This window comes from Paraburkholderia sp. J7, from assembly GCF_905220155.1.
Taxonomy (GTDB): Bacteria; Pseudomonadota; Gammaproteobacteria; order Burkholderiales; family Burkholderiaceae; genus Paraburkholderia.
In genome coordinates this window covers 42,028-67,109 of record NZ_CAJMYZ010000007.1, presented here as the reverse complement: position 1 = coordinate 67,109, position 25,082 = coordinate 42,028, and the positions used below count along the sequence as shown (strand labels likewise).

Genomic DNA, 25,082 nt, shown 5'->3' with positions numbered 1-25,082 from the left:
CGTGCGCGCTTGCGGGCCAGGCGCTGGCCGAGGAATTTAGTCCGGCAGATCGCGCAACGATGGACTAGAACGTAAGTCTCGCCATGCCAGCCCGCCAGCGCCTTGACTGGCTGGCATTCGCGGCTGGAATTCGCTTCGACGAGCGAGATTTCACCGGGGCCGCTGGAGCCGCGCCTCGCTTGTCCCGGAGCGCCACGCCTTCGCCGGTCGCCGCGATTCACGCTTCACGACGCCGTCCCTAACGTCCAACGCCCCCTGGAGCCCGCATGCTACGTTCTGCGCCCCGCCCCGCCGTTGTCGACCCCGCCCGTGCATTCGCCCTTTCCCCCGCCGCCAGCACATTCGCCGCCGAAGTGCGTGCGGGTTTGACGCGCTCGCCGCAAAAGGAATTGCCTTCGAAATATTTGTATGACGAAGTCGGCTCGGCCCTCTTCGAAGTCATCACCGTGCTGCCCGAGTACGGCGTCACGCGCAGCGAAGAGCGTCTGCTCACGCGCTACGCGGCCGAGATCGTCGAGGCGCTGCCCTCCGACGTGAAAGTCGCCGAACTCGGCAGCGGCAGCGGCCGCAAGACGCGCCGCATTCTCGAAGCGCTTTGCCGCAAGCGCCCAACGTCCTACTGCCCGATCGAGATTTCGCGCACCGCCCTGCAGCTGTGCCGGCGCGAACTGGCCGATATCGAGCGCATTTCGATCGTTGGTTACGAGCGCGACTATCTCGCTGGTTTATCCGAGGTGAGCCGCCAGCGCAAAGAAGGCGAGCAACTGCTCGTGCTCTTTCTCGGCAGCACGATCGGCAACTTCGCGCGCCTTGCGGCCACGCGCTTCCTGCGCGACATCCGCGCGATGCTGCGCCCCGGCGACACGCTCCTGCTCGGCACCGACCTCGTGAAGCCCGTCGATACGCTGATCGCCGCCTACGACGACGCCATTGGAGCGACGGCCGCGTTCAACCTGAACCTGCTTGCGCGCATCAACCGCGAACTGGACGGCGACTTCGACCTGCGCGACTTCGAGCACGTCGCGCGCTTCAATCCGGACGTGCGCAGCATCGAGATGCATCTGCGCGCGAAGCGCGACGTGCACGCCGAGGTGCACGCGGCGAATCTCGCCGTCGAGATCGGTGCAGGCGAGACGATCTGGACCGAGAGCAGCCACAAGTACCACGCCGATGAAATCCCGGCGATCGCCGCCGACGCGGGCTTCGCATGCACGCGCCAGTGGGTCGAAAAGGAATGGGGATTCGCGGAGAGCCTGCTCGCCGTGAAGTAAGCGGCGCCGGGAACGAAAAAGCGGTGCGCCAGTTACCTGGCGCACCGCTTTTTTATTGCACGATTTTCAGTGCTGCTCGAAGCGTTCGTAACGTTTTTCGGTCACACGCTCCTCGCTTTCCACCGAACTCACGCGTGCGGCCGGCGGCCCGTGGCGCAGCCACGAAAGCATGCGGTCCACCTGGTTCGCCGTGCCCTGGATCACGGCTTCGACCGAGCCGTCTTCCATGTTCGCGACGTAGCCGCGAATGCGCAGCGCGTGCGCCTGGCGCACCGTCGCGTGACGAAAACCCACGCCCTGCACCGTCCCGCGCACGCGCACGTAGTACGTTTCGAGGCGCGTATCCAGATCCGGTTCGCTCATTGTTCGTTTCTCCATGCAGGCTTTACGGTCGGCATTGTAGACGCCAACGCGCACACGCGCCGGGCTCGCGCCACGTACAATCCGTGCCACGCCGCAGCGCCATCACCGTACATGGAAACGACCCTGTAATGACCGACACCTCCCGAGCCAACCGCGATCTCGTCCTGATCACCGGCGCGTCCGGCTTCGTCGGCTCGGCCGTCGCCCGCATCGCGCAGGAAAAGGGCTTTGCCGTGCGCGTGCTGGTGCGCGCGACGAGCCCGCGCAAGAACCTCGAAGCGCTCGACGCCGAGATCGTCACCGGCGACATGCGCGACGCCGCCTCCATGCGCCAGGCCCTGGCCGGCGTGCGCTACCTCTTTCATGTGGCCGCCGACTATCGCCTGTGGGCGCCCGATCCGCACGAAATCGAACGCGCCAACCTCGAAGGCGCCGAAGCCACCATGCGCGCGGCGCTCGACGCGGGCGTGGAACGCATCGTCTATACGAGCAGCGTCGCCACACTCAAGGTCACGAGCTCGGGCAACTCCGCCGACGAAACCTCGCCGCTCACCCCCGAGCAGGCCATTGGCGTGTACAAGCGCAGCAAGGTGCTGTCCGAGCGCGCCGTGGAGCGCATGATCGAGCGCGACGGCCTGCCCGCCGTGATCGTCAATCCGTCCACGCCCATCGGCCCGCGCGACGTGAAACCCACGCCCACGGGCCGCATCATTGTCGAAGCGGCGACGGGCAAGATCCCCGCCTTCGTCGACACCGGCCTGAATCTCGCTCACGTGGACGACGTGGCGAACGGCCACTTCCTCGCGCTGGAGCGCGGGCGCATTGGCGAGCGCTATATCCTCGGCGGGGAGAATTTGCCGCTGCAGCAGATGCTCGCCGACATCGCCGGCATGGTGGGCCGCAAACCGCCGACGATCGCGCTGCCGCGCTGGCCGCTCTATCCGCTCGCGATGGGCGCGGAAGCCGTGGCGCGCTTCACGAAGCGCGAGCCGTTCGTGACCGTCGACGCACTCAAGATGTCGAAAAACAAGATGTATTTCACGTCGGCGAAGGCGGAGCGCGAGCTCGGTTATCGCGCGCGGCCGTATCGCGAGGGCTTGAAGGATGCGCTCGCGTGGTTCCGCGAAGCGGGATACCTGAACGCGAAATAAGCGCGAAATGAACGCGAAATGAGCCAGGCTGAGGAAACTGTTACAACTTTTCTTGCAACATGCGTACAACGCCTGAAGGGCAATGCGCGTGAGCTACGGGTAGAATCGCGGGTCTTACCTGAGAAGCTCGCATGAATCTTCAAGACCAGATTGGCGTGCTCGAAGCGGGCGTCGATCAGCTCCTTCAGGCCGCCGCCGCCGCGCACGCACCGCGCGCCGATGAACGCGCCGCCGCAGTTCCCCAGCAGGAATCTCCCGTTGCATGCAGCGAAGCGGAGCAAGCCGTCGCTGAGCAGCCGCAAACCGTTGCCGTCGAGACGGCTGCGGAGGCTGCCGATGCCGAATCCGCGGCCTCAGAAACCGTTGAAGCCGTCGAAGCTGCAAGTGCAACCGTGACCGAAACTGCCGAAGCCATCGAACCCGCTGCCGAGGCGGCCAGCGAAACGACGAACGCTGCGCCCGCGCAGCCCGAACTGCACGTTGCGCGCCCGTCGCAGAACGAGATCACGCTGACGATCGGCGGCCAGACGGTGACGCTCAACGCGCTGCAGGTCGGCCAGATGATCGAGGAGCTGTCGAACGCGCGCGCCTCGATGCAGCCCGAACCGCCGCCGGGCATTCCGCAAGGCTGGCGTTTCGCATCGACGAAGAATCCGATGATGGCCGTGCAGAAACAATCCAACGGCGACCGCCTGCTGGTGCTGCGCCACACGGGCCACGGCTGGGTGCCGTTCACGTTCTCGCCCGATATCGCCGTGCAGATGTACATGATGCTCACGCAGCGCTAACGCGCGAGCGGACACCAAAAGAAAAAGGGCGCCGAGGCGCCCTTCTTTGCGATTACGACATGCGTTGCCAGATTTTGTAGACTTCGTCGCCGTTGCGTTTGCCCACGACGAGCACCTCGACCGTCTCGCCGGCAATGGCGTACACCACACGATATTCGCCAACATCGAGCCTGCGTTCGCCCGCGTTTGCGCCACGCAATGGCTGGCTGTCGTGGGGTTCCGGGTTGCTCAGAAGCGCAAGAATCGCGGAAACGACCTGGCGGTACTGCTTCGCATCAAGGCTTTGGCAGGCCTTCAGTGCGTGCTTCGTCATCCTTAGGTTCATTCACTGAGTTCCTGGCATCGCGCAGGAACGCCGCAACCTCGTCGCTGCTCGCAAAACCTTCCCTGCGAGCGATCTCGGCTTCGATCAGCCAAAGCTTTTCTTCCAGCTCCTGGACACGCGCACGCAGACTTTCGAAGTCGCGCTTCGACACCACGTATGCGGTTAGCCGCTCGTGCCTCGTGATGCCTACGGGGCGGCCAAGGGCTTCGTCCAGAACTTCGCCGAAACGGGTCTTGGCGTCCCTCGCACTGTAAGTTACGAGGGTAGTGCTGTTCATAGCTGCCTCTCTCAGGGGATATTCGCCGTGCTTGACCGCTCGTGGTCCTGAGTCTGGCTCCGATTAATTTATCGATTAATCGAGCGACGACGCGAACTCAACGCGTGCCACCTGGACCTCGCGCAAAGATTGCAGAGCCATGCCCTTCAGGTCCACGATGCCCGGCTGCAAAATAGAATAGACCAAATGATCCAAAGAAGTCAATTTGGTTCAAAGTGATCATTTTAGATCAAATTGACCTAAATCAACGCCCCTGCACCGGCGCCTGCACGCGCGCCTTCCACTGACCGCCCTTGCCCCGCCAGAAGCGCCAGGCCGAAGCGAACGTCGCGCCTACATAGAACAGCGCGACGAGCGGCAGCAACGGCGCCCACAGCGGCGAGCGCCGGTAGTAGGCGAGCATGGGCGAGTAAGCGCAGCACATCAGCGCCCAGGCGATCCACGCGGGCCAGCCCTTCGGCCCGAGCACGAGCGCGACCACGGGCGGCGCGAGATAGATGACCGTCATGCCGAGAAGCGTGCCCGCGAGCTGCCACGCCGAGTAATGCAGCTGCGTGAACGCCGTGCGCGCGATCATGTTCCAGATGTCCTTCCACGAATCGTACGGGCGCAGCGACACGCTCTTCGCGGCGACGTCGAGCCGGATCGGATGATGCCCCTCGCCGCGATGCTTGATCCGCGCGGCCAGGCTGCAGTCGTCGATCAGCTCGGCGCGGATCGACTCGATGCCGCCTGCCTCTTCGAGCGCCTGCCGGCGCACCAGCATGCAGCCGCCGGCCGCGGCCGCCGTGCGGTTCTTCGGGTTGTTGACCCACGAGAAGGGATAGAGCTTCGCGAAGAAGAACACGAACGCCGGGATCAGCGCCTTTTCCCAGAAGGAATCGCAGCGCAGCCGCACCATTAGCGAGACGAGGTCGCGGCCTTCGGCCTGCGCGCGCACCACAAGCTGCGCAAGCGCTTCGGGCGGATGGCCGATGTCGGCATCGGTCAACAGCAGGTAGTCCGCGGGCAGCTTGAGCGTGCGCACGGCCTCGATGCCCTGCGACTGCGCCCAGACCTTGCCCGACCAGCCCGCCGGCAGCGGCTTCGCCGTAATCACGCTGAGCTTTTCCGGGCACTGCAGCGCGAGCGCGGCGGCGCGGGCGGCTTCGGCGGTGCCGTCGGTGCTGTGGTCGTCGATCACGATGACGTGGAACTCGCCGCCGTAGTCCTGCTGGAGCAGCGAGCTGACGGCCTCGCCAATCGCGTCGGCCTCGTTGCGCGCCGGCACGACCGCGCACGCGGCAGGCCAGCCGGCCGCGGGCTCGACGATCGGCAGCGGTGCGGCCGGGCGGGCGCGCCAGAAACCACCGCGCCCGAACAGCAGCACGAGCCAGATCAGCAGCGAGAGACAGGAAACGGCAAACAGAATGGTCGTAATCATGCGTTGTTACTCTCGATCGAAGGTGCGCGCGCGCCCACGCGGCGCGACAGCCACATGGCCGCCGTGCGCAGGAGCACCACGGCCCAGTCGGGCGCGCGCAGCGCAGGCCGCGCGCGGAACACATCGTAGCCGCCACGCTCGATGATTTCGAGCACGCGCAGTCCGCCATGCACGACGCTGCACAGCTCGAGGCCGAAGCGCCCCGGCACGCGCAGCGCGAGCGGCGCACCGCTCAACATGAGCGAGCGCGCGCACGCCACCTCGTGCGCCATCAGCGCGCGCCAGGCGTCGTCCACCTTGCCGGCGGCGATCTGCGCTTCGGTCACGCCAAAGCGCTCGCGGTCGGCGAGCGGCAGGTAAATGCGGCCGCGCGCCCAGTCGGCGCTCACGTCCTGCAAGAAGGTGATGAGCTGCAAGGCGGTGCAGATCGCGTCGGAATCGGCAAGATTTTCGGGCGTCGCTTCGTGGATCAGATGCAGCATCAGATGGCCGACCGGATTCGCCGAGCGCCGGCAAAAGTCCAGCAGCTCGAAGCGGTCGGCATAGCGTGTGACATCGATATCCTGGTCGAACGCCGCGACGAGATCGTAAAACGGCGCGAGCGGCAGGCGGCACTCGCGCACCACCCCGGCGAGCTTCGCGAACAACATGGGATGGACGCGCGCCGGGCGGCCTTCGGCCACCGCGTTCAGGCCCTCGCGAAAATCGGCGAGGCGCGTGTGGCGCTCTTCGGGGCTCCAGTCGCCTTCGTCCGCGATGTCGTCGAGCGTGCGCGCGACGTGGTAGATCACGCCGACAGGCGCACGCAGCACCTTCGGCAGCAGTACGCGCGCTACCGGAAAATCGTCGTAGTGGTCGGGTTCCATCAAGGCGTCCAGAATGGGGTCGTATCTACGGGCACCATCCAGGCGACCCGCAGGACGCGATATTTTAAGGGTTCCCGGAGCATGTTGCACCGCGCAACGCCGACGCACAGGCTTCGCGTACCGTTCTGTGCGGCAGGCGCGACACGCTTTGCGCAGGCCGTGACGCATGCCGCAAGAGCGCCACGCGGGGGGCTTTTCGGGAAAAAATGGACGCGGCCCGGGCGCCACCGTCGCGCGCACGCAGCACCCGCGAGTGCGCTGCACAGCAAACGAAAGGCGAAGGGGTTAAAATGCGCGTCTAGTTTTTACTCCGTCACCCTTTGGCGGACTTTTTGCATCCTTAATAATTAGACAGCCGCCGGCGATCAGGTCATTTTTACCGATTCGCTCGCCTGACGCGGCAGTCGGAGTTCGCCACCTTATGCGAGTGATCCTTGCCCAACCCCGCGGCTTTTGCGCGGGGGTTGTCCGCGCCATCGAAATCGTCGATCGCGCACTGCAGAAACACGGCGCGCCGGTCTACGTGCGCCATGAAATCGTCCACAACCGTCACGTGGTCGAAAACCTGCGCAACAAGGGCGCGCGTTTCGTGGAGGAACTCGACGAAGTGCCGGAAGGCGCCGTGGCGATCTTCAGTGCTCACGGCGTGGCCAAGACCGTGGAACGTGCCGCCGAGGAACGCGACCTCGACGTGCTCGACGCCACCTGCCCGCTCGTCACGAAGGTTCATGTGCAGGGCCGCCAGTACGTCGCGGCGGGCCGCACGCTGATCCTGATCGGCCATGCCGGTCACCCTGAAGTGGAAGGCACGATCGGCCAGATTCCCGGCACCGTGCTGCTCGTGCAGAGCGAAGCCGATGTTTCGAAGCTCGATCTGCCGCTCGATGCACCGCTCGCGTACGTGACGCAAACCACCCTTTCGGTGGACGACACGCGCGGCATCATCGACGCGTTGCTCGCGCGGTTCTCCGACATCGTCGGCCCGGACACGCGCGACATCTGCTACGCGACGCAGAACCGCCAGGCTGCGGTGCGTGAACTGTCTGATCAGGTGGACGTGCTGCTCGTCGTGGGCGCAACGAACAGCTCGAACTCGAATCGTCTGCGCGAAATCGGCAGCGAAACGGGTGTGCCGAGCTATCTCGTGGCCGACGGCTCGGAAGTGAAGTCCGAGTGGTTCGCCAATGTGCAAACGGTCGGCATCACGGCCGGTGCATCGGCGCCTGAAGAAATGGTTGAGAACGTAATTGACGCGCTGCGCGCGTTGGGGCCTGTCGAGGTGTCGACGATGGCGGGCCGTGAAGAAAAAGTCGAATTCAAGCTGCCGTCGAAGCTCTTGCAACCGCTCGTCGCGCGCGAAGTTTAAGGAGGACACGCTTTGTCTATTCCGCTGCTACAAAAAGTCCGCGTTGGTTCGTACATCTTTCGCCAGCATTTCAGCGGCAACAAGCGCTATCCGCTCGCGCTCATGCTCGAGCCGCTGTTCCGCTGCAATCTCGCCTGCAATGGCTGCGGCAAGATCGACTATCCGGATCCCATCCTGAACCAGCGCCTGTCGCTGGAGGAATGCCTGGAAGCCGTCGATGAGTGCGGCGCGCCGGTCGTTTCCATCGCAGGCGGCGAACCGCTGCTGCACAAGGAAATGCCGCAGATCGTGAAGGGCATCATGGCGCGCAAGAAGTTCGTGTATCTCTGCACGAATGCGCTGCTCATGGAAAAGAAAATGGACGACTACCAGCCGAACCCGTACTTCGTCTGGTCGGTGCACCTTGACGGCGACCGCGAAGCGCACGACCACTCGGTCTCGCAGGAAGGCGTGTACGACAAGGCCGTCGCGGCCATCAAGGAAGCGAAGCGCCGCGGCTTCCGCGTGAACATCAACTGCACGCTGTTCAACGACGCCGTGCCCGAGCGCGTGGCGAAGTTCTTCGACACGGTCGGCGAGATCGGCGTTGACGGCATCACGGTTTCGCCGGGTTATGCCTACGAGCGCGCGCCGGATCAGCAGCACTTCCTGAACCGCGAGAAGACCAAGAACCTGTTCCGCGAGATCTTCAAGCGCGGCAACAACGGCAAGAAGTGGTCGTTCAGCCAGTCGAGCCTGTTCCTCGACTTCCTGGCGGGCAACCAGACGTACCAGTGCACGCCGTGGGGCAACCCGGCGCGCACGGTGTTCGGCTGGCAAAAGCCCTGCTATCTGGTCGGCGAAGGTTATGTGAAGACCTTCAAGGAACTGATGGAAACCACCGACTGGGACAAGTACGGCACGGGCAAGTACGAGAAGTGCGCGGACTGCATGGTCCACTGCGGCTTCGAGGCAACCGCCGTGATGGACACGGTGGCGCATCCGCTCAAGGCCGCGCGCGTCGCCCTTACGGGTCCGCGCACGCAAGGCGCGTTCGCGAAGGATATTTCGCTGGATGGTCAGCGTCCGGCTGAGTACGTGTTCTCGCGTCACGTCGAGATCAAGCTCGACGAGATCAAGAACGCGGCCAAGACGAAGAAGCCGGTTACGGTCGCGGCTAGCTAATACGCTTTTTCGCGCCGGAAGGCGCGAAAGCGAAAAGGGCGCAACGGTTATGACCGTTGCGCCCTTTGTCTTTTTGCGGCGCACATTCGCGCGCCGCGTGCCCTTTCAATGCCCTGCCGATTGCCGCGCCATCGCGACGATGTCGCTTTCCTTGATGGTGCGAATCACCTTCTCTTCCGCACGCAGATCGAGCGAGCGGCTCAGCACATAGTAGCTCGCGCCCGCCACGATCAGCCCGACGAGCCACGCGAGGTCGATGCCGTCCATCAGGTGAGCGAAGTAACCCACGAAGATCTCCTTGCCCGATTCGTTATCGACGATGGCGAAGAACGGAACCATCGCGGCGAAGCCGATCAGATACGCGACGATCCCGCGCGCCTGCCACGCACCGTAGATGCCCTCCGGCGTGAAGAAGTGCGAAATCGCGTAACGCCCCTTGCGCACGAAGAAGTAATCAACAAGGTTCACGGCGGTCCACGGCACGAGGAAGTACAGCATCAGCACGAGGAACGTGTTGAGCAGCGCGACGCCGTTACCCTTGATCGAAAGCGTGCAGACCAGCAGGATCGCGCTGATCGTCATCACCGCGCCAATGCGGGCGCGGCGCGTGGGCTTGATCTTGCGGAACGAGTCGACGCCCGTGAGCAGCGTGAGCATCGCGCTGTACGTATTGAGCGCGATGATCGGCAAAAAGCCCGCCACGGATACGATGACAAGCAGGCTTCCGCAGCCCGGAAACAGCGACGAGCCCACCTGATTCAGCGCGACGAGTGCATCCGAGGCCTTCAGCTGCTGCGCGAGCCATGCGCCGAGACCAATCATCCAGGCACCCGAGAGCGAGGCGCCGAGGAAAATCGCGGAGATCAGCTTCGCACGGCTCGTGTGCTTCGGCAGATAGCGCGAATAGTCGGAGACATACGGCGCGTACGAGATGTTGTAGCTCGCGCCAATCGCGAACTGCGTGAGGAATGCGACCCAGCTGAAGCCAGGATGCGCGGCAGCGGTCACGGCGGGAACGACAGCGGCGCCCTTGCCCGCGCCGAACGCAAGCGCGATCGTCACTAACGCATAGAGCGGCAGCGTCGCGATCAGCGCCCACTTGAACGCCTTGTGCATGAGGTCGTGGCCGTAGATCGCGAGCACGCCGCCCGCGAGCGACGCCACGACCGCCACCACGGCAGGATTCACGCCGAACACGTTCTTCAGGCCGTCCATGATCAGCGAGATGTTCACGACGTTGAAGCCCACGAACACGAAGAGCGTGGCCAGCAGCGCGAGCGCCACGCCGCGATAGCCGAACTGCGCGCGCGACTGGATCATTTGCGGCAGGCCCATCTCCGGGCCTTGCGAGCCGTGGAACGCCATGAAGATGGTGCCGAACATGATGCCGAGTGCGCCGCCAAGCGTGGTCCAGCCGGCCGAAAGGCCCATGCTCGGGCCGACGAAGCCAATCGAGATCGTGAAGAAGTGGAAGTTACCGAGAAACCAGAACGGCCCCTGGCTGCTCAGTTTCGCGTGACGCTCGCGCTCGGGAATGTAGTCGATCGACCGGCTCTCGATTTCGAGCCCGGCCGTCTCGGCCGCGAGGCCGGCGTTTTCGTGAACATTCATGCTGCTTGTCTCCAGATATTCGTAGTGTGTTCGGGCGGCGCAGGGGCGCGAGCGCTCAGTCGCGGCGCTTCACGCCCGGCAGCACGCAAAGCATTTCGAAGGCGAGATTGGCCCCGAGCAGCGCCGTGGTGCCGAACGGGTCGTACGGCGGCGCCACCTCCACGAGATCCGCGCCGACGATATCGAGCCCCCACGAACCGCGGATGATCTCGAGCGCCTGCGGCACGGTCAGCCCGGCGATCTCCGGCGTGCCGGTGCCCGGCGCATAGGCGGGATCGATGCCGTCGATGTCGAAGCTCAGGTAGACCGGACCGCCCTGCACGCGCGCGCGCACTTCTTCCATCAGCGGCGCCAGTGAACGGTTCCAGCATTCCTCAGCCTGCACGACCTTGAAGCCCTGCTGGCGGCACCAGTCGAAGTCCTCGGCCTCGTAGCCGGTCCCGCGCAAGCCGATCTGCACGACGCGATCGCAGTCGAGCAGCCCTTCCTCCACGGCGCGGCGAAACGGCGTGCCGTGCGCGATCTTTTCGCCGAACATCGTGTCGTTGACGTCGGCGTGCGCGTCCACGTGGATGAGGCCCACGCGGCCATGCTTGCGATGGATCGCGCGCAGGATCGGCAGCGTGATCGTGTGATCGCCGCCGAGCGAGATCGGGCGGCAGTCGTGTTCGAGGATCGCGTCGTAGGCGGCTTCGATGCGTGTGATCGAGTCGGCGAGATTGTAGGGATTCGTCGCGACGTCGCCGATGTCGGCCACGCGCAGCGAATCGAACGGCGCCGCGCGCGTCGCCATGTTGTACGGGCGCAGCAGCACGGATTCCGAGCGAACCTGACGCGGGCCAAAGCGCGCGCCAGTGCGGTTCGAGGTGCCGAGGTCGAACGGCACGCCCACGAAGCAGGCATCGAGGCCCGATGCGTTCTCGACCTGCGGCAAGCGCATCATCGTCGCGATCCCGCCGCAGCGGGGCATGGCATTGCCGCTGAGCGGCTGGAAGTATTGATCAGACATTACGGCGCTCCACTTTCATTTACCGTGCCGTATCATTCGAAACGGCCATAGCCGCAGTTGTAAGCGCGCGTCCATGAAAGATGAATAACGATCTCGTCGTTGTTCACATAGACTTCAGTCTATGTATCGATGTTTTCCCCGGAGAATCCATGCTCGGCAGCCTGACCGATCTCGACCTGCGCCTGCTGCGCGTCTTCGTTGCCGTGACGGACGCCGGTGGCGTGAGCATTGCGCAGACCACGCTGAACGTGAGCCAGCCCACCATCAGCGCGCAGCTCTCGACGCTCGAAACGCGGCTCGGCTACCGGCTCTGCGAGCGCGGGCGCAGCGGTTTCAGGCTGACGGAAAAAGGGGCACGCCTTTACGAACTGGCAACCACGCTGCTCGCCGCCGCCGAAGAGTTCACGCTCAAGGCGCGGCACCTGGACCGCAAGCTCGTGGGGACCTTGAGCATCGGCTTGATCGGCCATACGCCGACCAGTCAGAACGCGCGCATCAGCGAGGCGATCGCTTCGTTCCGGCAACGCGACGAAGCGGTGCGTTTCTCGATTTCGGTGAAGTCGCCGGGCGAGCTGGAGGAACAACTGCTCAACGGCGCGACGCAAATTGCGGTCGGCTATTTCTGGCACCGCGTACCGACGCTCGAATACACGCCGCTTTTCATCGAGCGGCAGATCGCGTATTGCGGACGCGGGCATGCGCTGTTCGAACGCGCGGGGCAGCTCGATCCGCTAGAGGCCGCGGAATTCGAATGGGTATGGCGCACGTATCCCACACCCGAGGCCCAGCACTCGACGACACAAAGCAAGGTCACCGCGCAGGCCGACAACATGGAGGCCGTTGCCCTGCTGATTCTCTCCGGACACCATCTCGGTTACCTGCCCGAGCAGTTCGCGGCGCCGCATGTGCGGCGTGGCCTGCTCGTCGCGCTCAATCCAAAGCAGCTGAGCTACGAGGTCACGTTTCATGTGGTCACGCAAAAGCGCAATCGGCATAGCCCGATCGTGCGGGCGTTTCTGGAGGACCTGAAGCACGCGCACTTGCACGAGGCCGAAGACGACGCGCAATGAAACGAGCGCGCCCTTCATGCGCCACTTCGGGCTAGAACGGCGATACCGTTGTCGCCGCCGCTGTCGCGCTCGACGCGGCAGGCGTCCATCGATACACCACGACGCTCGCGGCGTTGTAGTTATCCTTCGTCACGACGTACTCGCCAGTCGAGCGCAGATAGGCACGCAGGCCATACATCGAATCCACATCGTTGCCCACGTACACCGCATTCGGATTGCTATTGATGAGCGTCGTGTCGATCGCGCCGGTGGTGAGGTTGAAGGCATCGATGTTGGGGACGGTGTGCACGTAACCCACGAACAGATAGTTGCCGGCGGCGGCAATCGACTTGGGATTCGCGCTCGTGAGCGTAATCACCGGATTCGGCGCGCTCGTGTTGCCCGCCAGCCAGCCGTGATACACCTCCACTCGCGTGCCGACCGCGGTCCAGTCGGTAATGCCGGCGTCTTCTCCCGTGAGTATCATCGTGTCGCTTTCGGGCAGGTAGACAATGCGCGTGAGCCGCGAGATCGTGGCGGGAACGGGCGTAGTGAGCGCGGCGCCCCAGAGCGGCTTGCCGGTCGAGTCGAAGCCGGTTAGCGGGTAGTGGGAAATGACGTTGGTCTTGTCGAGGCCCACCCAGAGGTCGCCCTTGCTGTCGAGGCAAAAGCCGTTTCGCACCGGGGCCGCCGTATTGAACGCCGCCCCCGGCAGCGTGTAATCGGGAATGGCGATATAGCCGCTTGCCGCGTTGAAGTGGAAGAAATAGAACGTATCGGGATTCTGACCTGCGGCCACGAGAATGCGCTGCCCACCCACACTCGCCACTTGCGCGAAATGCTCGCCGCGCGCGGCGTCTGCGAGATTGATGCGCGGGTCGGAGGGATAGGTGAACGGGTCGATCGTGTTGGCGACGAAAGTGCCACCAGCCGTGCCCGAATAGATATTCATGGCGCCGTAGAATGTCGCGCCGTCGGTTCCCGGGTCCGGCGCCGCATTGCCTTCGAAGTTGAGCGACTGAAGCTTCCAGCGCAGCGTGCCGGTGCCATCGTAAGCCTGCAGATCGGTGCCGCCGTTGCGGCCGAGGTCCCACGAGCCGCCCCACGGATTGTTCAGCACGTACAGCGTGCCCGCGGAATCCTTGCCGATACCGACCACGCGCGTAAAGCGCTTGTCGCCTACCTGCCCCTTGATGCCCGTGGTCGTGTCGAGATAGCCGCCCCGTATGCCGAACGTGCCCGTTTGGGAAGGCGTGCCCGTTACGCTGAAGTTCTTGATGTTCATGTCGGGACCCGAGTCGCCGATCATCAACTGTAAGGTCTGCGAATCGAAGTACAGCGATGATGGCCGCGCCGTGGATGCCAACTGGATCGTGTTCAGGAGCTGGCCACCGGCACTGAATTCGAGCACGGCGCCCGCGCTTTTTTGCGCGACCCACAGATTGCCGCTCGCGTCGAGCGTCAGCGCGCCAGGACCCGCCACGCTGATGTCGCGTTGCCAGACGCCATCCGTGGTGTACACGCGCACGCGGTTGCCGGGAAAATCGCTTGCATAGAGCAGCGAGCCGGAGGTCGCGAGTCCGGTGATGACATCGGCAAGCTTTTCGGTTGTATCGGCGCTCACGGCGATCAGCAGGTCGCGGGCGCCGCTCGCGCGGTTGTATCGCCCGACGTTGCCGCTGCCATACGTGGTGTTGTACTGCATCGCGACGAACAGCGAGGTCGTGTTGCCCGTGATCGCGCCGCCCTGGAAGTCGCCGTGGCCGCCGATCGAGCCGAGGCTCTGGCCGTTCTGGTAGATCGCCACGCCGCCTTCGTTTTCATCCCACATCGACGACGTATAGATCACGCCTTCGGGCGCGACCCACATCGAGCGTGCCACGTTGCCCACGTGCGTCGCGTTGGCGCCGTAAGTGTTCGCAATCCAGTCGGTGGTGTATTGCGCTTCGCAAACGGGCGCAACCGTTGCGGTGAGGGCGGCCGTGAGCCATGCTGCGCCGATTCGATGAAAGATCATGAAAGATTCGTTGATTCGTAGACCTTACGGTGCAGGTGTTGAGGGTGCGATGTCGTCACCACGGGCTTCGTAAAAGTTAACGGCAGCCGCGCGGCGAGAATTGAGCGCTTTTTGATTGCGCCCCGATCCGGGCAGATTACAGGCGTAAAAAAGGCGCGACGGCCTTCGCCGTCGCGCCTTGCTTTGAACGTATCCGCTCAGTCGCGCGTTAGCAGCACTTCCCGGCGCCCGAGCCATACCGCGCGTTTTGCCGCTCGCGGAAGAACTCTTCGTAGGTCATCACCGGGCGGTCGGGATGCGTCGCGCGCATATGCGCGACGTAGCCCTCATAGTCGGGCAAACCGACCATCAAACGCATGGCCTGGCCGAGATAGCGCCCAGCCGTTTGTACGTTGTCGCGAAGTCCCGAGAACATCGTGTGCTCCGTTCAGTAGCGTAACGCCGATCAGTGCACGCGATTCGCCGCGACCGCAGCGCCGCCAGCCGGCATCGCCTGGTACGGCGTTTCCTGCACGGTCGGGCGGTTGATGCGGCGTGCACGCGCAATCGCGATCAGCCCGTACACGACAATGCTCACCACCACGAAGATGAACAGGCCCGAAAGCGCGGCGTCCACATAGTCGTTGAACACCATGCGTTGCATCTGTTCGAGCGACTTCGCGGGCGCGACGATCTTGCCTTCTGCGATCGCCGCCGAAAGCTTCTGCGCGTGCGCAACGAAGCTCACCTTCGGGTTGCTGTCGAAAATCTTTTGCCAGCCAGCCGTGAGCGTGCAGATGAGCAGCCAGAGCGTCGGCACGGCGGTCACCCATGCGAACTTCTCGCGCTTCATCTTGAAGAGCACGACGGTGCCGAGCATCAGCGCGATTCCGGCGAGCATCTGGTTCGAGATGCCAAAGAGCGGCCACAGCGTGTTGATGCCGCCAAGCGGATCGACCACGCCTTGATAGAGGAAGTAGCCCCACGCAGCCACGCACAAGCCCGTCGCGATCAGGTTGGCCGGCAGCGACTCCGTGCGCTTGAGCGAGGGGTGGAACGTGCCGAGCAGGTCTTGCAGCATGAAGCGGCCCGCACGCGTGCCCGCGTCGACGGCAGTCAGGATGAAGAGCGCTTCGAACAGGATGGCGAAGTGATACCAGAACGCCATCATCGCTTCGCCGCCGATCACCTGGTGCAGGATCTGCGCCATGCCCACGGCCAGCGTGGGCGCGCCGCCCGCACGCGCGACGATGGTCGTCTCGCCCACGGCCTGCGCGGTGTGCGTGAGCATCTCCGGCGTGAGCATGAAGCCCCACTGGCCGACGGTGTGCGCCACGGCGTCCGGCGTCGTGCCGAGCACGGCGAGCGGCGCGTTCATCGCGAAGTACACGCCGGGCTCGATCACCGAAGCAGCCACAAGCGCCATGATCGCGACGAAAGATTCCATCAGCATCGCGCCGTAACCGATGAAGCGCGCGTTGGTTTCGTTATCGAGCAGCTTGGGCGTCGTACCCGACGAGATGAGCGCGTGGAAGCCCGACACCGAGCCGCACGCGATCGTGATGAAGAGGAACGGGAACAGGTTGCCCGACCAGACCGGACCCGTGCCGTCGATGAACTTCGTGAAAGCCGGCATCTTCAGTTCCGGCGCGACGATCAGAATGCCGATCGCGAGCGCGAGGATCGTGCCGATTTTCAGGAACGTCGAGAGATAGTCGCGCGGCGCGAGCAGCAGCCACACCGGCAGCACCGAAGCGACGAAGCCATAGCCGATCAGAATCCACGTGAGCTGCGTGCCCGTGAACGTGAACCAGGCGGCGAGCGTGGGCGAATCGTGCACGTGCTGGCCGAAGGCGATGGACGCCATCAGCAGCACGAAACCAATGATCGAAATCTCGCCGATCTTGCCCGGGCGGATGTAGCGAACATAGAGGCCCATGAAGATCGCGATGGGAATCGTCGCGGCCACGGTGAACGTGCCCCACGGCGAGTTCGTGAGCGCCTTCACCACGATCAGCGCGAGCACCGCGAGAATGATGATCATGATGAGGAAGGTGCCGAAGAGGGCGATCACGCCGGGCACGGGGCCCAGCTCCATCTTCACGAGATCGCCGAGCGAGCGGCCATCGCGACGCGTGGAGAGGAACAGCACCACAAAGTCCTGCACGGCGCCCGCGAACACCACGCCCGCGAGAATCCACAGCATGCCGGGCATGTAGCCCATCTGCGCGGCCAGCACCGGGCCCACGAGCGGACCCGCGCCTGCGATCGCCGCGAAGTGATGGCCGAACAGCACGTACTTGTTGGTGGGCACGAAGTCGAGCCCGTCGTTGTGGCGCACGGCCGGCGTCATGCGCAGGCCGTCCAGTTGCAGGACGGTGCTTGCGATGAAACGGCTGTAGAAGCGATACGCGATCAGGTAGACGCACACGGCGCAGATCACGATCCACAGTGCGCTGATTCGCTCGCCGTGCGCGAGCGCGATGGTGCCGAACGCGAAGGCGCCAAGCAGCGCGACCAGCGTCCAGACGACAAAACTGGATGTCCGACTCATGCGGTGTCTCCTGTGTCGACCAGTGTTAGCGCCTAAGTGCTGACTCTGGTCTCATGCAAAGCATTTATGGTTTTGGCTTTTTGCCCAGCGTCAGGACCGGGCCCAGGCGCGCCGGTGAGTGCCAGCGCATGCATGACGCATTGCGCCATGCTGTGGGCGCTAGTATTCGCTTTCAGACCGACAGCCACAACCGGACAACTACGTAAGCGCGCTACGTAGAACTACGTAGGCATGACAACGCTTCGTTGCGCGCTCAACGATCGACGCAAGCACGGCGCAGCCAAACCGGGTATCGACCGGCATCGGCTGGATCATGACCGGTTCCCGGGAAACGACGGAAGAATCGCTATCATCGCCGCTCAACAATCTCCATCATTTGAAGACCCGCGCTTTTAAACACCGCGTGGATTGCCGGCCCCGCCGCGCGCGCCCGGTTATGCTTGCAGACTCAGCCCCCGAACACCGTCATGCCCGCCCCATTTTTCTTCGCCGACCGCCGCCTGAAGACAAAAATCTTCCTGCTTGCGGTCGTGCCGTTCCTCGCTGCCATCGCCGGCATCGGGATCGGCGTGCGCCAGCAGGCCACGCAGCTCGCGCAAACGCAGCACGCGACCATGCAAAGCGCCTATCTGTCGAGCAAGGAGATCGAGCTGCGCCACTACGTGGAGCTGGCCACGAGCGCCATCGCGCCGCTGTACGCGCCCGAGGAGAACGCCAGCACCGCGTTGCCCGCGCCCGCCGACGAAGCCGATCGCCAGCTCGCCGCGTTAGCCGTGCTGCAAAAGATGGACTTCGGACCCGACGGTTACTTCTTCGTGTACGACATGCACGGCCGCTCGCTCATGCATCCGCGCGAGCCCGCGCTCGTCGGCCAGGATCTCTGGAACCTGCGCGACCCGCAAGGCGCGCTCACGATCCAGCAGCTGATTGCCGCGGCCCAGCGCGGCGGCGGCTACGTGCGCTACATGTGGCACCGGCCGTCCACCGGCAAACTTGCGCCGAAGCTCGGTTACGTGGTGCCGCTGCCGCGCTGGGGCTGGATGATCGGCACCGGCATCTATCTCGACGACGTCGATTCGACGCTCGCGCACATTGACGAGCGCGCCTCCGCGAATATCAGGCACACCATTCAGTGGCTCGGCGTGATCGCGCTCGCGGGCGTGCTCGTGATCGCGCTCGGCGCGCTCGTGCTCAATGTGAGCGAGCACCGCAGCACCGATGCCAAGCTCAAGCGCCTCGCGCAGCAAGTGGTCGAGTCGCAGGAGCAGGAGCGCGCGCGGCTCTCGCGCGAATTGCACGACGGCATTAGCCAGATGCTCGTTTCGGTGAAGCTGCTGCTCGAGTCGGCGCTCGCGCGCTTCGAGCGCGGCGAAACGCGGGTGCCCGCCGCCGAAGCGTCGCTCGCCACCGGTCTCTCGCGGCTTTCGGACACGCTGCGCGAAGTGCGCAGCATCTCGCACGCGCTGCGCCCCTCGATGCTCGACGACCTGGGCCTCGCCGCGGCGCTCGAGCAACTCACGCGCGAGATGGCCGAGCAAACGGGCATCGAGATCGCCTTCACGCAAGCCGCGCCGAAGCCTGCGAGCAAAAAGGCGCAAGCGAGCGCGCTGCCCGACGCCGTCAACACGGTGCTCTTTCGCATTGCGCAGGAAGCGCTCACCAACATCGTGCGGCACGCGCAGGCGGCGCGCGCCGCGCTCACGCTCGAAGTCGCGGCGAACGGCGTGACGCTCGGCATCGCCGACAATGGCCGCGGCTTCGACGTGGCGCACGCACTGGCCGACCCGCGCGCGGGCCTGGGCCTGCGCAACATGCGCGAGCGGCTGGAGTCCCTGGGCGGCCGCCTCGACATCACCTCGCAGCCTGGCCATACGCTCGTCACCGCATGGGTGCCTGTTGCGCCTAATGCCGCGCCGAAAGCCGCCGCCGTATCCAGAACGCCGACATGACGATGACGAATGCAAACGTGAACGAATCAAAGAGCCCCGACGCGAGGCCCGCGCGGCTCATCCTCGTGGACGACCATCCGCTCGTGCGCGACGGCCTGCGCGCCCGGCTCGAAGCCGTGCCGGGTTTCGAGGTGGCAGGCGAGGCCGGCAACGCCGACGAGGCCATCGCGCTCGCCGCGTCGCTCGAACCCGATCTCGTGCTGATGGACGTGGGCATGGCCGGCGTGAACGGCATCGCGCTTGCGGGCCTCTTCCACGAGCGCTTTCCGGCCATCCGCGTGCTCATGCTTTCGATGCACGACAACGTCGAATACGTGACCGAGGCGGTGCGCGCGGGCGCGAGCGGTTACGTGCTAAAGGATTCGCCGGCCACCGAGATCATCCGGGCGATCGAGGCGGTGCTGGCCGGCCGCACGTATTTCAGCGCGGGGTTGAGTGCACGCATGATCCAGGCGTCGGCGCGCAGCACGCCGGTGGAGCGGCTCACGCCGCGCGAGCGGGACATTCTCGACGCACTGGCACAAGGGCTATCGAGCAAGCAGATCGCGCAGCGCGAGGGGCTCTCGGTGCGCACGGTGGAAACGCACCGGCTCAATCTCAAGCGCAAGCTGGAGATCGAAGGCCAGGCGGAGTTGATCAAGTTCGCGGTGGAACACCGCAGGAAGTGAAAAGGGCGCTTCGGATCAACCGAAGCGCCCTCAGAGGCACAATGCGTGTGCAACCACAGATTGGCGATCAGCTGCGCGCGTTGTGGTCGACGAGGAACTTGATGAGGCCGTCGATGCCGCCCTTGGCGATCTGGTCGGCAAACTGCGTCTGGTAGACCTGGATCAACCACGCGCCCATCATGTTGATGTCGTAAATCTTCCAGCCGCTCGGTGTTTGCGTGAGACGGTAGTCGATGGCGTCGTCGCCGCCGTTGCTGATCACATGCGACTGCACCACGGTGTCCTTTGCGCCCGCACCCGTGTTCGACGGCGCGAACTTGAAGTTCACCTGCGTATCGCGAAGTTGCGAGAGCGACGAAGCGTACGTTTTCACGAGCAGGAGTTGAAATTGCTCATACAGCTTCTGCTGCTGTTCGGGCGTGGCCGTCGCCCAGGGTTTGCCAACGGCGATACGCGTGGTGCGTTTGAAGTCGGTGGCGGGAACGAAATGGGTCTCGACCACCTGGGTGATCTTGTTCATGTCGCCGCCGCGTGCCTGCGGGTCGGCCTGCATCGCCTTCACGGTGCCTTCCACGGCGGCCTTGACGGTGGCGTCCGGCGAGGTCTGCGCGAACGCGGCGCCCGAAACGCCCGTGAAACAGGCGGCGACGATAAATGCGGTCAGGTAACGTTTCATACGCTCTTCTGGAACAGTGAAATTCAGGCGCCGGTACAGTGCGATTCAGTGCGGTTCGGTGCGTGCGCTTTGCGCGCATTCACGCAACCGCCGCGCGGCCGGCTGAGCCAGTATAACGGCTTTGGCGCACACGCTGCCGGGGCGCCGCCTCACGCTCGGCGTGCATGAGCCGCGCCAGGACGGGCTGGGCCGGTATACTTGTGCGTTTCGCGTCAAAGAACCCCATTGACAGGGCCCCCTCGCCTGTATGCTGAAGCCATTCATCATTAGCCTCGTCGCCTGGTCGGTGCGCCGCGCGGCGTGGGTGATCGCACTTGCGATCGTGCTCGCCGTGCTAAGCGGCGTGTACGTCGCAAGGCATTTCAAGATCAACACCGACATCAGCGGTCTCGTCGAGAACACGGCCGAATGGGCCGCGTTGAGCGAAGCCAAGGACAAGGCGTTCCCGCAGCGCGCGAGCTCGCTGCTCGTGGTTGTCGAGGCCGACGCGCCCGAGCTCGCCGACGCTGCCGCCGACAAGCTCGCGCAAGCGCTCAAAGCCGACTCGCGCGAATTCAGCGCCGTCTCGCAGCCCGCGGGCGGCCCGTTCTTCCAGCACAACGGCCTGCTTTTTCCGTCCACAGCCACCGTGCTCTCGACCACGGGCCAGCTCGTGCAGGCGCGCCCGCTCGTGAACCAGCTCGCGAAGGACCCGAGCCTCGCGGGTCTGGCCGGCACGCTCACGACCACGCTGCAGTTGCCGCTCACGATCGGCCAGATCAAATTGCCGCAAATGGCAAGCCTGCTGGGCAGCGCCGCCAATGTCGTCGACGACGTCCTGGCCGGCAAGCCCGCTGCGTTCTCGTGGCGCGCGCTCGTCGACAAGGACTCGGCCACGAAGCCCGCGTTCGCGTTCATCACCGTGCAGCCGGTGCTCAATTTCGCCGCGCTCAAGGCGGGCGCGAACGCAGTGCAGGCGATCCGGGAGACCGCCGCCTCGCTTCATCTCGACACCGAATTCGGCGCGCGCGTGCGCCTCACGGGCGAACAACCGCTCGCCGACGACGAATTCGCCTCGGTGCAGGACGGCGCCGCGCTCAACGGCGTGATCACGATCATCGTCGTGCTCGCCATCCTGTGGCTCGCGCTGCGCTCGGGCAAGCTGATCGGCGCCACGCTCATCACGCTCGTGATCGGCCTCGTCATCACGGCCGCGCTCGGCCTCATGATGATCGGCTCGTTCAACATGCTCTCGGTCGCGTTCATGGTGCTGTTCGTGGGGCTAGGCGTCGATTTCGGCGTGCAGTTCGGCGTGAAGTATCGCGAGGAGCGCTTTCAGGACGAGCGGCTCGACGCCGCGCTCCTCAAGACCGCACGCACCATCGGCGTGCCGCTCACGCTCGCGGCGATCGCCGTGGCCGAAAGTTTCTTTTCCTTCCTCCCAACCGCGTACAAGGGCCTCTCGGAACTCGGACAGATCGCGGGCGTGGGCATGTTCGTGGCGTACATCTGCAACATGACGGTGCTGCCTGCGCTCATCCGCGTGTTCAACCCGAAGGGCGAGCGCGCCTCGCCTGGCTTCGCGTTCCTCGCACCGGTCGACAAATGGCTCGCCGAGCATCGCAAGCCGGTGCTGCTCACCACGCTCGTCGTCATCGTGGGCGCGACGCCCTTGCTGCTGCATCTGCGCTTCGACTTCAATCCGCTGCATTTGAAGGATCCGCATACCGAGTCGATGGCGACGCTGCTCGCGCTGAAGGACTCGCCCGTCATCTCGATCAACGACGTGAGCGTGCTCGCGCCGTCGCTCGAAGAAGCCGACAAGATCGCCGCGCGGCTCTCGAAGCTGCCGGAAGTGGCGCGTGCGACGACGCTCAGCACGCTCATTCCCGACGATCAGCAGCAAAAGCTCATGCTGATCTCGAGCGCCGCGCAGCAGCTTCTGCCTGCGCTCACGCAGCAGCCGTCCGCACCCGTGACCGACGAGGTGCGTGTGCAGACGCTCAAGCGCGCGGCCAACCAGCTCTCGCTCGCCGCGAGCGACCATCCCGGGCCGGGCGCGGCCGAGGCGAAGCATCTGTCCGACTCGCTCAACAAGCTCGCGAGCGCGAGCCCGGCCACGCGAGACCGCGCGGAAACCGCTTTCAGCCTCACGCTCAAGCTTGCGTTTGCGCAGCTCGCGCGCCTCTTGCAACCCTCGGAAATCACGCGTGAAAACCTGCCGCCCGAGATGGTGCGCGACTGGGTGGCGCCGACTGGCCAGGCAATCGTGGACGTGGCGCCGCGCGTGCCGCCCGGTGTCGATTCCAACGACGACGCGATGCTCGCGCGCTTTGCACACGCTGTGAAGGCGGCGGAACCGAACGCGATCGGTGGCCCAATCTCGATCCTGCACTCGGCGAACGTGATCATCCTCGCGTTCTTCCAGGCGGCGGGGTGGTCGGTCCTGCTGATCACGGCGCTCCTCTGGATCACGCTGCGCAATTTCGGCGACGTGCTGCGCACGCTCATTCCTCTGCTGGTATCGGCGCTCGTCACGCTCGAACTGTGCGTCGTATTTGGAATTCAGCTAAATTTCGCGAACATCATCGCGCTTCCCCTGATGCTCGGCGTCGGCGTCGCGTTCAAAATCTATTTCGTGATGGCCTGGCGCGCGGGGCAAACCGGCCTCCTGCATTCGAGCCTCACGCACGCGGTGCTCTTTTCCGCCGCGACCACGGCCACCGCGTTCGGGAGCCTGTGGCTATCGCATCATCCGGGCACCTCGAGCATGGGCAAGCTGCTCGCGCTGTCCTTGTTCTGTACGCTGATCGGCGCCGTGGTGTTCCAGCCGGTGCTGATGGGCAAACCGCGCGCAAAACGCGCGAGAGCTGAAATTCAGGGGATCGATCAATGAAGAAGAAACAAGCCGCGCTCACCATGGCGGCGGCGGGCCTGGCGCTCCTCGTGACGTCGGGTTGCGCCACGGGCCCCGACCGCAAGCCGGGCGATCCGTTCGAGCCCGCGAATCGCGCGATTTTCACGTTCAACGACAAACTCGACACCTACATTGCGCAGCCGGTCGCCAAGGGCTACCAGAAGGTGACGCCGCAGCCGCTGCGCCAGGCGATCACGAACTTCTTCTCGAACATCGGAGACGTCGACAACTTCGCAAACAACGTGCTGCAGCTGAAGATCACCGACGCCGTCGAGGATCTCATGCGTATCGCGATGAACACGACCTTCGGTCTGGGCGGCCTGATCGACTTCGCGACGGCAGCGGGGCTGCCCAAGCATCACCAGGACTTCGGCCTCACGATGGGCCACTACGGCATGCCGGCCGGCCCGTATCTCGTGCTGCCGCTGTTCGGGCCGAGCTCGGTGCGCGACGGTATCGGCATGGCCGTGGACGTGAAGTTCAACGTCATCAACTACTTCGAGCCGGCTGTGCGCAATCCGATGTATCTCGCGCAGTTCATCAGCGCGCGGGCGGACCTGCTCGGCGCAACCGACCTGCTCAAGCAGGCGGCGCTCGACCCGTATTCGTTCGTGCGCGACGCGTACCGCCAGCAGCGCGAATCGCTGATTCGCGGCGGACGTGCTGGCAACAATGCGCCGCTGCCCAATTACGGCGAGCCGGGCGACGAAGGTGGCGAGGGCAAGCCGAACGAGAACGGCGCGCCCAATTATGAGGATCCGGGCGAGTCGGGCGGTGCGGGTGGTGCTGCCACTGGCGCGACTGGCGCTTCAAATAATGGTCTGCCGAATTACGACGATCCGGGCGAGGGGAGCACGGCTGCAACAGCGGCTGTCGCCGGTGCGGGTGCTGCTGCGGCGGCGGGTACGGCCGCTTCCGCACCGGCTACGGCATCGGCGCCGGTTGCGGCTTCGGCCGCCGCGCCGGCTTCGGGTGTGACGGCGGTGCCTGCGACACCTGCGTCGGCGCCCTGAACCCGGTATAGCGATGGCCTGCTTCTGGCGGGCAGCATGCAAACGCAAAAAAACCCGGCAACCTTTTCAGATTGCCGGGTTTTTCATTCATCCGCGCATACCGCTCAGTGCACCGAAGCGTCTTCGCTCTCGGCCAGGCGCTCGGCCTCGTTTGCCGCCGCCAATGCCGTGGCGTCCGCCGACGTCTGCACGGTCTCGCGATAGCGCTCGTAGGCTTCGTCGGCGTAGCGGATGCGTTCGCGGCCGTGCGGGGCGGGCACGCCGTCCGCGCCGAGGTTCACGAACACCATCTTTTCGATCGTCAAAATGCTCTTGCGTGTGATCTTGTTGCGCACTTCGGCGCGCAGCGTGATCGACGTGCGGCCGAACTCCGTGGCCGTTATGCCGAGTTCGATGATGTCGCCCTGACGCGCCGAACTCACGAAGTTGATCTCAGACATGAACTTGGTCACCACGCGCTGGTTGTCGAGCTGGCAGATCGCATAGATCGCCGCTTCTTCGTCGATCCAGCGCAGCAGACTGCCGCCGAACAACGTACCGTTCGGATTCAGGTCTTCAGGCTTGACCCACTTGCGAGTATGAAAATTCATGGCTGGTAACTCCCCGAAATGTGATTCGCCCCCAGATTTGCAGAAACGGATCTAGGGTTAACACTGAGATGTTACCA

General features: G+C 64.5%; 22 protein-coding genes. 10 read left to right on the top strand and 12 right to left on the bottom strand.

What is annotated here, in order from left to right; all coding sequences use genetic code 11:
• Positions 1 to 266 precede the first annotated feature (266 nt).
• Complete coding sequence (egtD, locus tag U5A58_RS13490; protein WP_321911680.1) at positions 267 to 1,271, top strand: L-histidine N(alpha)-methyltransferase; 1,005 nt, start codon at positions 267 to 269, stop codon at positions 1,269 to 1,271.
• A 66-nt stretch (positions 1,272 to 1,337) separates the two neighbouring features.
• Here egtD and U5A58_RS13485 read toward each other — a convergent pair whose 3' ends face one another.
• A complete protein-coding gene (locus U5A58_RS13485; RefSeq protein WP_158760811.1) occupies positions 1,338 to 1,634 on the bottom strand; it encodes an acylphosphatase in 297 nt (98 codons plus the stop codon).
• Between the two features lie 128 nt (positions 1,635 to 1,762).
• On the opposite strand from U5A58_RS13485, the gene hpnA reads away from it, so the two are divergent.
• The gene (hpnA, locus tag U5A58_RS13480; RefSeq protein ID WP_321911684.1) at positions 1,763 to 2,785 is read left to right on the top strand and encodes a hopanoid-associated sugar epimerase; all 1,023 of its coding nucleotides are present in this window, start codon (positions 1,763 to 1,765) and stop codon (positions 2,783 to 2,785) included.
• A gap of 131 nt (positions 2,786 to 2,916) precedes the next feature.
• Positions 2,917 to 3,573, top strand: a complete 657-nt coding sequence (locus U5A58_RS13475; RefSeq protein ID WP_321961782.1) for a hypothetical protein — start codon at positions 2,917 to 2,919, stop codon at positions 3,571 to 3,573.
• A gap of 52 nt (positions 3,574 to 3,625) precedes the next feature.
• Here U5A58_RS13475 and U5A58_RS13470 read toward each other — a convergent pair whose 3' ends face one another.
• The 4 genes from U5A58_RS13470 to hpnC all read right to left on the bottom strand — a co-directional run bounded on the left by U5A58_RS13470 (position 3,626) and on the right by hpnC (position 6,464).
• Positions 3,626 to 3,886, bottom strand: a complete 261-nt coding sequence (locus tag U5A58_RS13470; RefSeq protein ID WP_321961781.1) for a type II toxin-antitoxin system RelE/ParE family toxin — start codon at positions 3,884 to 3,886, stop codon at positions 3,626 to 3,628.
• Positions 3,849 to 4,175, bottom strand: coding sequence for a type II toxin-antitoxin system Phd/YefM family antitoxin (locus U5A58_RS13465; RefSeq protein WP_321961780.1), 327 nt, complete (start codon positions 4,173 to 4,175; stop codon positions 3,849 to 3,851). Before U5A58_RS13465 ends, U5A58_RS13470 begins: the two co-directional genes overlap by 38 nt.
• Positions 4,176 to 4,419: 244 nt before the next feature.
• A complete protein-coding gene (locus tag U5A58_RS13460; protein WP_321961779.1) occupies positions 4,420 to 5,598 on the bottom strand; it encodes a glycosyltransferase in 1,179 nt (392 codons plus the stop codon).
• Positions 5,595 to 6,464 carry a squalene synthase HpnC gene (hpnC, locus tag U5A58_RS13455; RefSeq protein ID WP_321961778.1) on the bottom strand — a complete coding sequence of 290 codons (870 nt, stop codon included), beginning with the start codon at positions 6,462 to 6,464 and terminating at the stop codon, positions 5,595 to 5,597. Before hpnC ends, U5A58_RS13460 begins: the two co-directional genes overlap by 4 nt.
• Before the next feature lie 421 nt (positions 6,465 to 6,885).
• Between hpnC and ispH the strand changes: the two genes are divergently transcribed.
• Together ispH and hpnH are read left to right on the top strand one after the other, a co-directional pair.
• Positions 6,886 to 7,830 carry a 4-hydroxy-3-methylbut-2-enyl diphosphate reductase gene (gene ispH / locus U5A58_RS13450; protein ID WP_158760806.1) on the top strand — a complete coding sequence of 315 codons (945 nt, stop codon included), beginning with the start codon at positions 6,886 to 6,888 and terminating at the stop codon, positions 7,828 to 7,830.
• A gap of 12 nt (positions 7,831 to 7,842) precedes the next feature.
• Complete coding sequence (gene hpnH / locus U5A58_RS13445) at positions 7,843 to 8,994, top strand: adenosyl-hopene transferase HpnH (RefSeq protein WP_321911694.1); 1,152 nt, start codon at positions 7,843 to 7,845, stop codon at positions 8,992 to 8,994.
• A 105-nt stretch (positions 8,995 to 9,099) separates the two neighbouring features.
• On the opposite strand, the gene U5A58_RS13440 is transcribed toward hpnH, so the two are convergent.
• Together U5A58_RS13440 and speB are read right to left on the bottom strand one after the other, a co-directional pair.
• Entirely contained in the window at positions 9,100 to 10,605 is a 1,506-nt protein-coding gene (locus U5A58_RS13440; RefSeq protein WP_321961777.1) for a purine-cytosine permease family protein, read from the bottom strand.
• A gap of 55 nt (positions 10,606 to 10,660) precedes the next feature.
• The gene (gene speB / locus U5A58_RS13435; RefSeq protein WP_321961776.1) at positions 10,661 to 11,614 is read right to left on the bottom strand and encodes an agmatinase; all 954 of its coding nucleotides are present in this window, start codon (positions 11,612 to 11,614) and stop codon (positions 10,661 to 10,663) included.
• A 149-nt stretch (positions 11,615 to 11,763) separates the two neighbouring features.
• Here speB and U5A58_RS13430 point away from each other — a divergent pair, with 149 nt between their 5' ends.
• The gene (locus tag U5A58_RS13430; protein ID WP_321911699.1) at positions 11,764 to 12,684 is read left to right on the top strand and encodes a LysR family transcriptional regulator; all 921 of its coding nucleotides are present in this window, start codon (positions 11,764 to 11,766) and stop codon (positions 12,682 to 12,684) included.
• Between the two features lie 31 nt (positions 12,685 to 12,715).
• On the opposite strand, the gene U5A58_RS13425 is transcribed toward U5A58_RS13430, so the two are convergent.
• The 3 genes from U5A58_RS13425 to U5A58_RS13415 form a co-directional block, all read right to left on the bottom strand.
• On the bottom strand, positions 12,716 to 14,680 hold the full coding sequence (locus tag U5A58_RS13425) for an SMP-30/gluconolactonase/LRE family protein (protein WP_321961775.1): 1,965 nt from the start codon (positions 14,678 to 14,680) through the stop codon (positions 12,716 to 12,718).
• Between the two features lie 208 nt (positions 14,681 to 14,888).
• Complete coding sequence (locus U5A58_RS13420) at positions 14,889 to 15,095, bottom strand: YbdD/YjiX family protein (RefSeq protein WP_321911701.1); 207 nt, start codon at positions 15,093 to 15,095, stop codon at positions 14,889 to 14,891.
• Positions 15,096 to 15,125: 30 nt separating this feature from the next.
• Positions 15,126 to 17,213 (bottom strand): carbon starvation CstA family protein, encoded by a 2,088-nt coding sequence (locus U5A58_RS13415; RefSeq protein ID WP_321961774.1) that lies wholly within the window; start codon positions 17,211 to 17,213, stop codon positions 15,126 to 15,128.
• Positions 17,214 to 17,680: 467 nt separating this feature from the next.
• On the opposite strand from U5A58_RS13415, the gene U5A58_RS13410 reads away from it, so the two are divergent.
• Together U5A58_RS13410 and U5A58_RS13405 are read left to right on the top strand one after the other, a co-directional pair.
• Positions 17,681 to 19,162 carry a cache domain-containing protein gene (locus tag U5A58_RS13410; RefSeq protein WP_321911704.1) on the top strand — a complete coding sequence of 494 codons (1,482 nt, stop codon included), beginning with the start codon at positions 17,681 to 17,683 and terminating at the stop codon, positions 19,160 to 19,162.
• 17 nt (positions 19,163 to 19,179) lie between these two features.
• Complete coding sequence (locus U5A58_RS13405) at positions 19,180 to 19,830, top strand: response regulator (protein ID WP_415764425.1); 651 nt, start codon at positions 19,180 to 19,182, stop codon at positions 19,828 to 19,830.
• Positions 19,831 to 19,897: 67 nt separating this feature from the next.
• Here the strand turns inward: U5A58_RS13405 and U5A58_RS13400 are convergent, their stop codons facing one another.
• The gene (locus tag U5A58_RS13400) at positions 19,898 to 20,506 is read right to left on the bottom strand and encodes an ABC transporter substrate-binding protein (protein WP_321911706.1); all 609 of its coding nucleotides are present in this window, start codon (positions 20,504 to 20,506) and stop codon (positions 19,898 to 19,900) included.
• Positions 20,507 to 20,753: 247 nt separating this feature from the next.
• Between U5A58_RS13400 and U5A58_RS13395 the strand changes: the two genes are divergently transcribed.
• Both U5A58_RS13395 and U5A58_RS13390 read left to right on the top strand, forming a co-directional pair.
• A complete protein-coding gene (locus U5A58_RS13395; protein WP_321961773.1) occupies positions 20,754 to 23,381 on the top strand; it encodes an MMPL family transporter in 2,628 nt (875 codons plus the stop codon).
• Positions 23,378 to 24,415, top strand: coding sequence for a VacJ family lipoprotein (locus tag U5A58_RS13390; protein ID WP_321934023.1), 1,038 nt, complete (start codon positions 23,378 to 23,380; stop codon positions 24,413 to 24,415). The genes U5A58_RS13395 and U5A58_RS13390 overlap by 4 nt, the downstream gene beginning before the upstream one ends.
• A 104-nt stretch (positions 24,416 to 24,519) precedes the next feature.
• Here the strand turns inward: U5A58_RS13390 and U5A58_RS13385 are convergent, their stop codons facing one another.
• Positions 24,520 to 25,005: an acyl-CoA thioesterase gene (locus U5A58_RS13385; protein ID WP_321911710.1), complete on the bottom strand. Its 486-nt coding sequence runs from the start codon at positions 25,003 to 25,005 to the stop codon at positions 24,520 to 24,522.
• Between the last annotated feature and the right edge of the window lie 77 nt (positions 25,006 to 25,082).